The 15,224-nt window shown below is 32.3% G+C and carries 8 protein-coding genes; 2 read left to right on the top strand and 6 right to left on the bottom strand.

What is annotated here, in order from left to right:
- Positions 1-23 precede the first annotated feature (23 nt).
- A complete protein-coding gene (locus ACHZDT_RS02395; protein ID WP_394773065.1) occupies positions 24-749 on the top strand; it encodes a DUF72 domain-containing protein in 726 nt (241 codons plus the stop codon).
- A gap of 322 nt (positions 750-1,071) precedes the next feature.
- Positions 1,072-4,389: a carboxypeptidase regulatory-like domain-containing protein gene (locus ACHZDT_RS02390; RefSeq protein ID WP_394773064.1), complete on the top strand. Its 3,318-nt coding sequence runs from the start codon at positions 1,072-1,074 to the stop codon at positions 4,387-4,389.
- Positions 4,390-4,490: 101 nt separating this feature from the next.
- Here ACHZDT_RS02390 and ACHZDT_RS02385 read toward each other — a convergent pair whose 3' ends face one another.
- The 6 genes from ACHZDT_RS02385 to ACHZDT_RS02360 all read right to left on the bottom strand — a co-directional run bounded on the left by ACHZDT_RS02385 (position 4,491) and on the right by ACHZDT_RS02360 (position 15,224).
- Entirely contained in the window at positions 4,491-5,861 is a 1,371-nt protein-coding gene (locus tag ACHZDT_RS02385) for a hypothetical protein (protein ID WP_394773063.1), read from the bottom strand.
- Between the two features lie 69 nt (positions 5,862-5,930).
- Positions 5,931-7,871 carry an alpha/beta fold hydrolase gene (locus ACHZDT_RS02380; protein WP_394773062.1) on the bottom strand — a complete coding sequence of 647 codons (1,941 nt, stop codon included), beginning with the start codon at positions 7,869-7,871 and terminating at the stop codon, positions 5,931-5,933.
- 36 nt (positions 7,872-7,907) lie between these two features.
- Entirely contained in the window at positions 7,908-12,356 is a 4,449-nt protein-coding gene (locus ACHZDT_RS02375) for an amino acid adenylation domain-containing protein (RefSeq protein WP_394773061.1), read from the bottom strand.
- Between the two features lie 86 nt (positions 12,357-12,442).
- Positions 12,443-14,077 carry a cyclic peptide export ABC transporter gene (locus ACHZDT_RS02370; RefSeq protein WP_394773060.1) on the bottom strand — a complete coding sequence of 545 codons (1,635 nt, stop codon included), beginning with the start codon at positions 14,075-14,077 and terminating at the stop codon, positions 12,443-12,445.
- A 12-nt stretch (positions 14,078-14,089) separates the two neighbouring features.
- Positions 14,090-14,449: a hypothetical protein gene (locus tag ACHZDT_RS02365; RefSeq protein WP_394773059.1), complete on the bottom strand. Its 360-nt coding sequence runs from the start codon at positions 14,447-14,449 to the stop codon at positions 14,090-14,092.
- A gap of 55 nt (positions 14,450-14,504) precedes the next feature.
- Positions 14,505-15,224: a thioesterase II family protein gene (locus ACHZDT_RS02360; RefSeq protein WP_394773058.1), complete on the bottom strand. Its 720-nt coding sequence runs from the start codon at positions 15,222-15,224 to the stop codon at positions 14,505-14,507.

Raw genomic sequence — 15,224 nt, 5'->3', positions numbered from 1 at the left:
TTTCAATAGAAAATTATTAAAATATGCAAAATCAAATTTATATAGGAACGTCAGGCTGGTCTTATAAACATTGGCGTGGCACTTTTTATCCTCAGGAAGTTAAGGTTAAAGATCAATTTAACTATTATCTTGAAAATTTCAATACGGTTGAAATTAATAATACTTTTTATAATCTGCCCGCGCAGGAAACTTTTTTAAACTGGAAAAAAAATACACCTGATGATTTTACTTATGTAATTAAGGCAAGCCGATATATTACGCACATGAAAAAACTTCATGATCCGGCTGCAAGTATTGTGCAGTTTATGGACAGAATAATTTTATTGGAAGAAAAATTAGGTGCCGTTTTATTTCAATTGCCACCTTTTATGAAACCTGATCTTGTTTTGCTGGAAAATTTTTTGATCGCTTTGCCTAAAAAATTCAGATATGTTTTTGAATTCCGAAATATTGCCTGGTATACACCGGAACTTTATTTAGTTCTCAAAAAATACAATTGTGCATTTTGCATCTATGAATTGGCGGGACATATTTCTCCTTTAGAAATCACGGCAGATTTTGTGTATCTGAGACTTCACGGTCCTGGCGATAAATATCAGGGAAGTTACTCTGATGAAGCTTTGAAAAATTGGGCAAAACAATGCAAAAACTGGTTAAAAACAAAAGATGTATTTGTGTATTTTGATAATGATCAAAACGGTTACGCCCCTTTTAATGCCTTAAAATTAAAGGAATTTCTTGATTTTTAATAATTCATGAAATTTGTTAAATTATTACGTATTACTTATCGTATTAAAAGCGTCAAAAATCTTAAAAAAGGCGAAACATTATCATCGAAGCTAAATCATGTTTAACTCTTTAATAGAAAAAATCTATATGGCTGTAATAATGTATTATCCGCACAATTAGCATTTTATAGCTGTCAAATTAATAATTTCTTCAAAAAAATGTCATCGAAATCGATAAAGTCATTTTAATCCCAACAATAATACATTTTGTTAATGTTGTGTTAACATTATACAGTTAAATTGTTATAATTTTGCCAAAAACAATAAACCAATAACACTAAAAATGAAGAAAATTATTTTTATTATGATTATCTTTCTATCAGCCTTAGGTCATGCTCAAGTTACGAGTTCGGCTATGTCAGGAACTGTTAGAGCAAGTAAGGGAGAAGCGCTTCCGGGAGCCACTGTTGAAATAGTGCATAAGCCAACCGGAACAAAATACTTTTCTACTACAGATTTTGACGGGGGATATGCTGTCCAGGGTTTAAGACCAGGTGGACCATATACGGTTAAAGTAACTTATATAGGTTACAAAACAAGTGAAATTACAGACATTAACGTTGGTTTAGGTAACAACTTAACTGTAAATGTAAAAATTGATGAAGAACAAAATGCTCTTCAGGAAGTTGTAGTTTCAACAAAATCAAAAGGAAATTTCAATAAAGGGAGAACTGGTGCTTCGCAACAGTTTTCAAATAGAGAAATTGTTGCTGTTCCTGTATTAGGAGCCCGTTCAATTAACTCTGTTACAAAATACAATGCTAATGCTGGTGCCAACGGAACATTTGGTGGTCAGGATTCAAGATTGAACAACTTTACAATTGACGGTTCTGTATTTAACAACGGATTTGGTCTTGGATCAGATTCACAAGCCGGAGGAAGAACTGGTTCTACTGCAATTTCATTAGATGCAATTGAGCAATTACAGGTAAATATTGCTCCTTATGATATTCGTCAATCCGGATTTTTAGGTTCTGGTATTAACGCTGTAACAAGAAGTGGAACTAATGAATTTGAAGGATCTGTTTATACTTCTACAAGAAGTAATAAAAAAGATTTTATTGGTACACATGCTGGTGATGTAACAATCAAACCAGGAAAGTTTGAAGAAAAAATATTAGGAGCCCGATTTGGAGCACCAATTATCAAAGATAAATTATTCTTCTTTGGAAACTTTGAAACTATTGACAATACAAGCCCTGCTACAAGTTTTACTTCTACGGGTTCTCCAAATCCAAGCGGTCAGAATTCACTTCCAACATATACGGAAATGCAGACTCTTTCTACTTTCATGCAGGATAAATTTGGATACACTACCGGTCCATGGGAAAACTATGATTCATCAAAGGAATCAAAAAAATTCTTAGCCAGAATTGACTGGAATATCAACGATAACCATAAGCTTACAGCGCGTTATGTATATCACGATTCATCTTCTGATCAGTTAACTTCTAACTCAAACTCATTAGGTTTTGGTAACAGAACGAATAGTGGATTAGCAATGTCTTTTCAAAATAGCGGATATACTATTTTAGATAACACAAGATCTATTGTATTAGAATTAAACAGTAAATTAAGCAATTCATGGTACAATAACTTCATTGGAGGTTATGATAAACAAATTGAAGACAGAGGTTTAATTGGTGGTGGTTTATTCCCTACAATTGATATCAAACAAGGTGCTGCTACTTATATTTCAGTTGGTTTAGATCCTTTTACTCAAGGAAACAAACTTTCTTACTCTACACTGCACTTTACAGATAATCTTACTAAAACTATCGGAAAACACTCTTTAGTATTTGGTGCGAATTTTGAATATTTCAAATCAAGCAACTTATTCTTCTCAGGTTCAAACGGAGTTTACGTTTTTAACTCTTTAGCTGATTTTTATACTGCTGCAAATCAGTCAGCAGCAAATGGTGGTGCTCCATCAAGTGTAACTCTTACTTCGCCTGCTCGTTTCCAGTACAAATATTCTGCTTTACCGGGAGGTGCTGAACCAATGCAAATATTAAAATCTAACAAATTAGATTTATATGCTCAGGACGAAATGAAATTAAGCGACAGGTTTAAAATTACTGTTGGTTTAAGAGCTTCAAGAATTTGGTATGCTGATACAGCATTAGAAAACCCTACAGTTACAGCTATGACTTTTGCTAATGGCGCAAAATTCAACACTGGTACAATGCCGGATGCAGCAATCTTATTTGAACCAAGAGTTGGTTTTAACCTTGACTTAAATGGAGATTCCTCAACAATTATTCGTGGAGGTTCAGGAATATTTACTGGTAGATCTCCAGGGGTATATTTATCAAACCAAATTGGAAACAACGGTGTTCTTACAGGTGTTGTAGATGTTAGTGGTGCTGCTTTAGTTGCAGGTGGATATGGTTTTACACCAAATCCGGCACAATATTTTACTCCGGCTACACCAACAGCTCCATCCACTTATGACTTGTCATTTAATGAGAAAAAATTCAAATCTCCACAGGTTTGGAAAACTACAATGGCTATTGATGAAAAACTTCCTTTTGGATTCGTAGGTACTGTTGAAGGTATATTGCAAAAAAACATCAATGCTATCAATTATTACAATGCTAACTTTGATGGACCTGTGGGAACTTTCGCAGGAACTGATAACAGACCAAGATATTCACGTAATGATCCTGGAACACGTGTAAATGATAACGTTTCAAACGGTATTGTTTTAGCAAATACTGACGCAGGATATTTTTATTCTACAACTTTTAAATTAGAATACCCTTACCAAAAAGGTCTTTGGGGATCATTTGCCTATACACACTCTAACGCTACAGACTTAATGTCTCCGGGATCTGTTGCTTCAGGTTCATGGACAAGTGCAAGATCTGTAAACGGAAATAACAACCTTGAAATTTCTAATTCAAATAACAATACACCAAATCGTTTAGTTGGGGTTATTGGGTACAGAATTGAATATGGTAAAACTCTTGGAGGTGCAACTTCTATCAACTTAGGTTATATTGGAGAACAAGCAAGTCCATTTACTTACTCTTATAGTGGAGATATGAATGGAGACAGAGTTAGTGGTAATGATTTACTTTATGTACCAAATAGCGCATCTGAGCTTCGCTTTGCTCCTCTCACAGTAGTAAGTTCTCCTGTAGGTGCACCTGTAACTACAAAAATTTATACAGAAGATGAACAAAGAGCTGCATTTGATGCTTACATCAATCAGGACAAATATCTAAGTACAAGAAGAGGACAATACGTTCAAAGAAACGAGTCTACTTTACCAATGTTACACAGATTAGATTTATCTGTTACTCAGGATATATACATCAGAATCAAAGGTAAAAAGAACAGTTTTCAATTTAGAGCTGACATCCTGAACTTTACAAACATGCTTAATAAAGATTGGGGAATTTCTCAAAGAGCAACTAATCCAAATGTATTAGCATTCTCTTCTGCTTCAACTGGTAATGTGCCAATTTATACAATTGCTACACAAACAGATCCTAATGGAGCGAGATATTTGATTAAAGATACTTACCAAAAAAATTCATCAACATTTGATGTTTGGCAAGCACAATTTACTCTTAGATATACTTTTGGAAACTAAATTCCTGCCTTTCTTATCATAAATAAGAATTACAATAATAGAAACCGTCTCAAATCTGAGACGGTTTTTTTTATTTGTACAAAGTATTACCTATAATATTTCTAGTTAAGAATTTCATATACAATGGCTTCTACTGCTCCTGTTGCTGAATTGATAACGCCAATATCTGTTTTAACTTCGGACATTCTGACCCAGACACCGCCGTAAAAATCACCAAAACCAAATGCTCCCCAGATTAGTTTGTGCGGAGTCCATTCGTTTTCTTCATTTGGCGCCATAAATCCCAGCGAATCGCTAAATTCCTGTGCAATAAAAAAGCCGTTTTTTGAAGCTGTTTCCAATATTTCTTCCCATTCATTGTCACTTTGAAACTTACCTATAAAAACATCTTTCCCCTGATATCCTCTTGCCGCTTTTATCACAAATTTATCCTTATTGTTTTTTAGCAAATCAAAAAGATGAATCTCTTTACCTTTAAAAATTGTTGTTTTATTTTCAACCGGTGAAGTCCACGGAATATTTTTAAGCATTAGTTCATTATCTTCCGGCGAAAATTTTCCTGCCTGAGCTAATTCACGTAAAATAGCCAGATTTCGTTTATCGCCCAGCATTCTAAGTCCTACATGATCCGGAAAGTAAATTTTATCCATTATAAAAGCTCTGAAAATTTCAGGACTAATTTCGACATCCAGTGATAAAAATATTACTCCATGAATGGTTTTATCTTTTAGGCATAAGTCTCCGTTTACCAGCTGTAATGAATTTACATCGGCAGTATAAGCGTTTCCTTTTAATCCCTTTTTCTTCAATTCCTTTTGGTATAAATCATCAAAAAAACTTATATGCTTATTTTTTTCAGCATCTTCAATATCTCTGATATCTATAAATAAATTAAGGGTATCATTTTGTTTGCCAACTTGTTTTATAATTTGCTCAATTAGATATTTCATGTATATCTCCAGCGTATTTCGTGTTTTATAATTACAGGATTTATCGTCATCACACAATTCAGGATGATTTCGCCTAATTACAGATTCCAGGTTATGTACCTGCCATCCACCTAATGAAGATCCCATATTAACCTCTAAAATTTTAAATCCGTCATCTGTATAAGTCAAATCTAATCTGGAGCCAATTTGAACGTTCTTATCGTGGCACATCATTCCAAATTCTGCCAGTATTTCGTTTCCGTCAAAATAGAAATCAGCGATTTTTTTTGTGTCGTTATTAAAATATAAGGACGGGATTTTATGAATTAATTTTGGAACTTTATATGAAAGTTCTCTTAACTGTTCTGTCATTTCCTTATTTATAAGAATTGGCCACGCCGTGACAGGATATTTATAATCTTTAAAAACTTCAGGAACCGAATCATCATTTGTATTTATTCGTGATGGAAATTGATTGTTATTTCTAAATTTTGAAGTTTTATTTGAAAGGATGGTATATTCTTCGGTCATATTTGCTATCATGATAAAATATTTTTTGTTTTTTTATTTTTGTTTTTTTCTTAAATATATATTGGGAATTTATGCTGGTAATTATAGTATTCCCCAATAAAATAAATAGGTCGCCAGTATTATATTTGAAAAGATTACGGAGAAAATAGCTTCTTTTTGATTTGTTTTTTTAATCGTAAAAAGGAAATATATCAGTGATAAAACCAAGCAGCCTGAAAACCCAAAAACCAATGAAAAAACATATTTGAAGCTTTCCGGTAAACCAAAGGCTAAAATGAAAAAATTTTGTTTTGAAACATTTATTATCGCCATAATCAGACTTACAAAAAGCCCTAATCCTATTACAGATGTGATAATCAGGAAAATTCTCATTATTTTATCCTGTATTGTGGTATATCGTCGTTTTATTAGTTTTGAAAAATACATTACAACAAATGCCATCATAATTACTAATGCAATTACCAAAGGAAATAAAAAGACCGGATTTAGTTCTCCAATACTGGTTCCGGCTCTTGAAATGCCTTTATTAATGATAACTCCAGTGACAAGTTTGACTGATTTTGCTTCTTTAAAAGCATCAATATTCAATTTTTGTTCCGGATGATCAATGAACTTTTCGGCTACTTCGCGCCCAATCTCGGTAAAACTTGGTACATGACCGTAAGTATTGGCTTCAACATTATAAGCGTTACTAAATCTTGCAGCCACCATTTTTCCATTGGTTTGAGGAGTAATTGGGTCGAACTCGCCAGAGAAAACCAAAACCGGATATTTGCCGGATGCCAGATTTGAAAGATCAAAGCTTTTCATTGATGCTTTGCTCCTGTTTTTATTCCACGCTTCACATACTTTAAAATCAGATTTGTAGAACGAAATTCCACCACTTAAACCTTTATAACTTGCCGCATTTTTTTGATATTGTGCAAAATCATTATTAGGCAGCGCTTCATTACAGCTAATGCAATAGTAAACTCCGTAATCCATTTCGAGTAAACTTGAAAAAGCACTCACAAGATTTCCTAATGATTCACCTTTTCGTTGATGAAACTGATAAATTAAAACCGGAATTACTTCTACCAGTTTTTTATTGTACAAAGCTTGCTGAATCGCTACTTTAAAATCTTCGGCATTATAAGTAAATGTTCCGGAAGGCACTATTTCCTTATCGACCGTAACCGTGAGCGGATTTTTCTCTAAATCAGCAATAACTTCATAATATGTTTTTTCTAAATTTGGATATTCCTTATTATAGTTCACATCATTTTTACAGATTTCAAAAATTTTCTGTAAACTGTTCATATAATTGCTGGTATTATTTACGTAATAGGTTGACATATCATAAATAGCAGAATCCAGTACTAGCGATTCTATATCTTTTGGATATGTACTGGCGTAAACCTGAGCAACATAAGTTCCATAGGATACACCATATACGTTCCATTCTTTGTATTTTAATACTGATTTTAGCGCATGAATATCGTTCGCAACAGAAGAACTATTGTAGGAATCAATATTTATTCCTCTGTTTATAAGATCCTGTTTGCATAACATTGCAGCATTTGCTTTTTGCTTTTCATCTTCTTCTTCAGATTGATTTTTAGCAAGAATCTCTAAAAACTTTTTACCAAGATCTTCAGATAATCTTGGTTTACATAATCCTGTTCCGCGGATATCAAACACAATAATGTCGTTGTTTTTACGAAGCGGATGGTTTATCCATGCCCAAATATTTGCAATTCCGTCTGCACCTGGTCCTCCCTGAATAAAAACTACTGCTTTAGAACTTTTTACATTTGAGGTCTTTTTTAAAATTGTAACTGCGATTTTTATCGTTTTGCCATCATTTGCTCCCCAAGTTTCCGGAACGGTCAGGTAACCCCAAACCATTTTATTAGGATCAGAATCTTTAAATTGCGCTAAAAGAGGAGAACTTTTTTCGAAAGTTACATTTTGCGACTGTGCATTACTCAGAAAATTTATCAATAAGAAAATTATAATGATGCTTGTTTTTATTAGTTTCATACTATTTTTTTTGAATGTTATTTTTATAATTTCAACTTAAAAGTTTAATCCTATCTCGACTTTTCTTTCCTTTTCAAACGGCAATTCCATGTCTATAGAATGCAAAGGAATGTCTGGATATTGGAGAATTTCGGTTAATAATTTCTCGTATTTAAGCTGCATTAGTTCAATAGTTTCTGTACTATAATTTTGGGCTGCATAGCTTATATTACTTTCCAGATTTTCTTCGTTTGCAACAAAAGTCATTAATAACGATAATCTGCTATACAACTCATTTACAGTAATTTTTTGTAAATTAAGTGTGTCATTTACAGCAATATTATTGTAGTCAAATGATGGATTTTGCAACACAAACAAAGCGTCTAACCTTAATTTACTTTGAATTGTTGCAGGTATATCCTGATGTTCATCAATTAGTAATAAGTTTTGATGCGTTTGACGAATTGTTTCCATAATTGTCTGGTCAGCATTTATGCGGGTTCTCAATGGCAGCGTTTTTACAAACATTCCCAATTGATTGTGCAGTTCTGCGTGTGTTCGTCCTGAATTTACAGTTCCTACACAAAAATCTTCTTTACCATACATTTTGTAAATCAGTATGTTAAAAACACTCACCAAAAGCGTGTGAAGCGATACTTTATGTTCTCTTGCAAAAGCAATTAATTGAGCATTTTTTATTGATTTATAAATAAAATGATGCATTGCGCCCAAATGTTTTTCTTCTAATGGTTCATAATCATATGGCACACTATTATTCCAGGCATAATGTTTTAAATAAGTATTCCAGAATAAAAGTTGTTTTTCATTGGTGCTTTTTATTTGTTTTTGATGCCAGGAAGTATAATCTTTAAACTGAAACTTCAATTTTTGATCCTCTATTATACTTTGTTTCTCTTTTTCTCTGTATCGGTTTACAAACTCTGTAATTAAAATTTCCAGAGACCATCCATCCATGATAATATGATGCGTCAGGAAAACTAAATAAGAAATACCATCATTCTGGTGAAATAAAGCAATCCTTAAAAGAGGTTCTTTTTCCAGATGAAATGCTTTGTTTATGTACTCTTTCAACGCTTTTCCCATTTCGTTTTCTTCATAAAGAAAATTATGAGTCACAATACTTGTCTCTTGCTGATTCGAAATTTTTTGATAAGGAATCCCTCCTATTTCAATAAAATTTGTTCTTAGTATTTCGTATTTTTTTTGTATTTCCAGAAATACCTGATCTAAAACAGCTTTATTGATTTGACCTTCAATTTTAAATACCGAAGACATATTGTAAGCAATTGATTTCTCTTCTTGCTGAGAGGCAAGCCAAATTCCGTATTGCGAAGGAGTAATTTCATAATATTGTTTTTCATCGGCTTGCTCAATGTCAATATCTAATGTAATCTCTTTATTTTCAAGATATTTAGATAGTGTTTTTACTGTTGGATGATCAAAAATATCTTTTAGAGTTATTCTGTAATGCAATTGCTCATTGATACGATTTATCAATTTTACAGCATTCAGGGAATGACCTCCTAAAGCGAAAAAATTATCTGCTATACCAATTTCTCCTTTCAACTCTAGTACTTCTTTGTAAAAACTATGAAGGCTAATTTCTAATGCAGTTTTTGGAACTTCATTTGAAGATGCCGTTTTTACAATGCTAATTTCACGCAATGAAAGCTCTTTTCGATCAATTTTTTTATTGGGCGTTAATGGATATTCATCTACTTGCATTATGGCATGCGGTACCATATATTCCGGTAATTCTTCTCGTAAAGTACTTATGATAACCGAAGGATTAAATTCTTTATTTTCCCTCATTATTACATAAGCAATCAACAAAGCTTCCTGTTCTTTCGTTTTTTGGGCTACAACTACAGATGACTCAATATTGCTAATTTGATTTAATCTGGTTTCGATTTCTCCCAGTTCAATACGATATCCTCTTATTTTTACCTGATTATCATTACGTCCTAAAAATTCTATTTCTCCTTTTTCATTCCATTGTCCTAAATCACCGGTATCGTATATTTTTTTATTTTTTTCAAATGGACTTTGAATAAATTTTTCATCTGTTAATTCCTGATTTTTAAAATAACCCTGCGCTAATCCGTCACCACCAATATAGATAGTTCCGGCACTGCCAATAGGAAGAAGCTGCAAGCGTTGATCAAGTATATAAATCTTAGTATTGTTAATGGGTTTACCAATATTAGAGGCTTCTTTTCCTTGTGTTATTTTTTTACAGCTGGACCAGATTGTTGTTTCTGTTGGTCCATACATATTCCATAATTCATCATTGGTTTCCAGTAATTTTTGTGCTAAAGTTTCACTTAATAAATCTCCGCCACATAAAATTTTCAATGCTTTGTTTCCTTTCCATCCTGCATTATAAAGCATTTGGAAAAAGCTTGGAGTTGCCTGAATTATCGTTGGTTTCAATTCCTGTAATGTTACAATAATCGCTAAAGGATCAACCAATAGTTCCTCGTTTGCAATATAAAGCGATGCTCCGGTGATTAGTGGAGTAAAAAACTCAAGTATCGAAATATCAAAAGACTGCGTTGTAACAGAAAACAAATAATCATTATTTTCTACTTTAGGTTTCTGGTGTATACTAATTAAAAAATTAAGTAATGATTTATGACTGATCGCTACTCCTTTAGGATTACCTGTTGATCCTGAAGTATAAATAATATAAGCTGTATTTGCCGAAAGCGGATTTTGTAATACACTTGGTTTTACATCTGTTTCCTGATGCAATACTGACTCAATATCTATAATTTCACTTGTAATGCCTATTTTTTGTTTTAAATCATGAGTAGAAATAATTTGTTTTACCTGGCTGTGGTCAATAATATATTCCAGACGATCTTTGGGAAAAGAGGGATCTAAAGGAATATAGGCATTCCCGGATTTTAAAACTCCTAATAAAGTCACCACAAGATTTGCAGAACGATTCATTAAAACTGCAACTTGTCCTGACTTATCTTTATTTATAGTTTTTTGAAGATAAACAGCAACCTTGTCCGAAAACAAATCCAGTTCCTGATACGTATATTCTGTTTTGTGATCTCTTAAAGCAATTTTTTGAGGAAATCTTAACACTTGTTCCTTGAAAGAATTTAATAATGTGGCTTCGTCAGCATAATCAAATTGGGTATCATTGAATTCCTCCAGTAATTGTTGTTTTTCGATTGCTGTAATGTATTGATACTCTGAAAGTATTTTTTTAGGATCTTCGATTACCTCTAAAAGCAATGTTTCAAAATGTGCTGCAACTCTTGCAATATCTTCTTCGTTAAAATAATTTACATTGTAATCAAAGTCAATTTTTACATCCTCGAACTGGTCAAATTCACGAATATAAATAGCCAGGGAAACGCGTTCTGAATGATGTGAAAGTGGAATTACTTTTGTTTCGGTATCAATAAAATGATCTGCATAATTTTGTTTTTCATAAGATAATGTAATGTTAAACAGTCTTTGATTTTCCTGAAACAAACCCAGCGCCTTAATCAGTTTTCCTAAAGGAAATCTTTGATGACGGTAATCCTGACGCAATTGTTGTCTGATGTTTTTAATCAGTTCTTCAAAATTATCTTCCATGCTAAATTGCAATCTTAGCGGAGAAACTCCCATGAACAATCCCACGGTTTTTTTGAATACAGATTTTCCACGATTTAGCACCGGAAGACCAATAGTGAAATCGGTATTTTGGTGTTTTCTTCCAAAATAAAGATATAAAATCCCTAAAATCACATGAAAAGTTGTAGATCCCAAGTCTTTGCTTACTTGCTCTAATTGATTGTAAACTTCACGTTTTATGGTAATTTCTTTTCTTTTGCTTTTATTGGATTTCTCTGCAATTTGTGTTTTTTCTAATAACTGTTCCGGAAGTTTTTTAAATCTTTCTGTCCAGTAATTCATGTCATTTTTATAATCTTCAGATGAAAAATAAAGGGCATCATCATTTGCAAAATCCTGATACGTATAAGGATACCCGGATGTAACATTCCCGAAAATCGCAATTTCATTGTAGTTTTTCACCAATCGCTGGAACATTAAGGATGTTCCCCATCCATCTGTAATAATATGATGGTAAACAGAAAACAAATAATGTTGTTTATCATTTATCTTTATCAGGATAAACTTGTGCAGCATTTCTTTAGTATCTAATTTAATAGAGATCTGAAATCTTTGCTGCATGAATTCATTGGCTTCGGCATCTGCATCTTCACCAAAAGAAAAATCCATAAATTCTAAAAATGAATCATGCTTTTCCAAGGTGTGAATCGTAACCTCTTCTTTGGATTGATTGATAATAGTCCTGTATGAATCGTGCTGATTAATTAGGGCTATATATGCTTGATTCAATATTTCATATGAAATATCTCCTTTAATAGAAATCTTTGCTCCTATATTATAAATAGGGTCACCTGAATACATAAGTTGCTCAAAATAAACATCTTGCTGAGGAAGTGTAAGTTTCATGTTAATAAAATTTAGGATAAGAATCCCTTCAAACTTCAAATTAATGAAGTTTGTAAGATTATCTCCGGTTAAAAAATTTGCTTAAATTATGCCCAAATATTCTCGGCCAATTCTTCTTTGGTAGTTGTTTTTATCTCTTTTACGATAGTACCATAATCAAATTTTATGATTCTGTCTGCTAAGTGAAAATAGGCGTCGTCATGGGTAACTGCTATTATTGTTTTGCCTTCTTCCTTGAATTTCGGTAAAAGGAATTCATAAAAATATTTTCTAAAATGCGGATCCTGATCAGCAGCCCATTCATCTAAAACCATAATAGGTTTGTTTTCTAATAAGTTAAAGATCAATGACATTCGCTTGCTTTGCCCTTTTGAAAATTTTCTTCTGATGGAACTGTCTTTATCATCCTGGATAATACGGTCCATTTCCATTGTTCTTAATAAATCTGTATATTGATTATTGTTTTCTAAAGTATAATTGTCATAATTTTTAGAAAATAAATGATTATCTGTAAATACTGCGGCAATTAAATCCTGGATATTTTGTTCGTTACTGCCGCTTTGTTTTCCATCTATAATTATTTCTCCATCTGTAGGTTTATAAAGCCCGGTTAGTAAATTTATAAAGGTACTTTTGCCTGAACCGTTTCCTCCTACTATAAAAATGGTTTCTCCTTTTTGAATATTCAGGTTTATTGGACCCAATTCAAATGTTGAATCTTCGTCTTTACTTGGATAAGCAAATCCAACATTGTTAAATTCTACTGATTCAAAATCATGCAGGGCAACTTTTTTATGTTCTGTTTCGTCTTCAGAAACTTCAAAATCTTTTGTGAATTTTGCAATTCTTGTATTAGCTACAAAAAATCGGGTATAGAGTTGTTGCAGGTTGATAATATTATTGATTGGTCCTGATATAAATAAAATAATTACCACGTATGAAATAACATCTTCTCTTGAAAGTAAACCAACTGCGGGCAATACAAATAAAATTACTGATACGACAAAGTACAATCCGTATTGACTGATTAAATTTATAGACAGGAATACATAATTTATATTAAAATCTAAATTCATTGCTTCATCTCTGTTTGGGATTATGAATTTATTCATTAGATTATCTCTTCTTAAAAAGTTAATTTTCAACTCTTTAAACCCTCTAATAACATCATCTACAGATTTATAATATCCGTCATTATATTCTCTTAACTGATTTACTTTTTTAGACATTGTATTCATTACAAAAAAATAACAGGCGCCTACCATAACTATAAGTGCTACCACTATTAATGCCGAAACTAATGAAAGTGTAAACATATAAATCAGGCAAAGTATAAGCATAAGCAGTGAATTGATGGTGTGTGTAACTGTGTATGGCAATAAGGAAAAAGTCCTTAAATCTTCAACCACAGTATAAAATCTTTGTGATCCGTATTGTTCCAGTTTTAATAGTGGAACGCTAAGTATTTGCTTAAAGATTTTTTTCTCGTTTTCATAAAGCATATTGAATGAAAACTTATTCAGTTTTTTTTGAAAAATTACATTCAACAAATAGGTATATACCAGGATCGATGTGAATACAATCCCCATATAGTCTTTAAGAAATGCCTTATTGCCTGCCATAACATTGTTAATGATATAGACTATCGCAAATGTTAATAAGGTATTTGGAATGGCATATAACAGTAGATAAAAAATATCTTTCTTTTTTATTTTTAACATCGTAATTTACTTTTAAGTTAGTTTTAGTTTTAATTCGACCCTTTCTGCGTCGATTTGATAGATTCTTTTTTCAATATCTGTTGACTCAATATTGCCTTCAAAAGTTTCAATTATCTTTAGCAGCAGCTTTACTATTTTTACTGCCAGAGATTGTTTTTTTTCAACATTTTGGTTTGTTGACAGCGTTTCGTTAAACATAAAGTTAAGGCTGCCTAAGATATACCTGAACTTCATGGACAGGTTTTCTGAAATTAGAATATCATTAATAATGATGGGTTCTCGATCGTCTATATTTTGAATTGTAGTCTTAATATCAAATATATAGACATACCCATCTTCAACACAATACACTTCTCTTATATTATTATCCATATCTTTTTAAATTTTAATTACTAAAGTTTATATGTAGGAAAGCAAAATTTGCTTTTTAAATTTCTATTAGATTCTGTTTACTTATTGAAAAAGATTTTTTTAATACTCCGGCTACTTCGTCCGGATGATTGTATATAAAAAAATGATTGCCTTTTAAAACATGATATTGAAAATCTGCAGCTGTAAATGTGTTCCAGTTTTCAATTTGCTGGCAGGTTTCTTCTTCCGTTCCCATAATGGCATAAATTGGAGTATTGATTACAATTCCTTTTTCTGAGAAGGGATCTTTTTCAAGACATTCAAAATCAGCTCTTATTATTGGTGCAAAAAAATCATACAATTCATCATCTGTAAGCACTTCTTCAGGGATTCCGCCAAGTTCTCTCAACTCTGCTTTAAATTCAGAATCACTTAATAAATACCGTGGATAATCTTTTTTTCTTTTTACACCCGGACCAGCATTTCCTGTCACAATTAATTGTTCCGGATAATGTCCCATTTTTTCTAATCTGGAAACTACCGTTAATCCCAGCGTGGCTCCCATACTATGCCCGTAAATAACAAAGGGAGCTCCATTTCTTAACTTTACAATTTGATTGCAATAATCCTCTATTGCTTTTTCTTTTGTTCTAATTAGATTTTCATTCATTCTTTTGCCTCTTCCGGGTAATTCAAGAGCAATAGGCATGATGCTGTAATCAAGTTTTTTTTTAAGAAAATCAAACGAAAATGAACTGCCTCCCGCAAAATGCAGAAGAAATAACTGGTTTTTCAT

This window comes from Flavobacterium sp. (assembly GCF_043722275.1).
Taxonomy (GTDB): domain Bacteria; phylum Bacteroidota; class Bacteroidia; order Flavobacteriales; family Flavobacteriaceae; genus Flavobacterium.
Note: the sequence above shows the minus strand (reverse complement) of the source record. Positions and strands in the feature narration are given on the sequence as shown.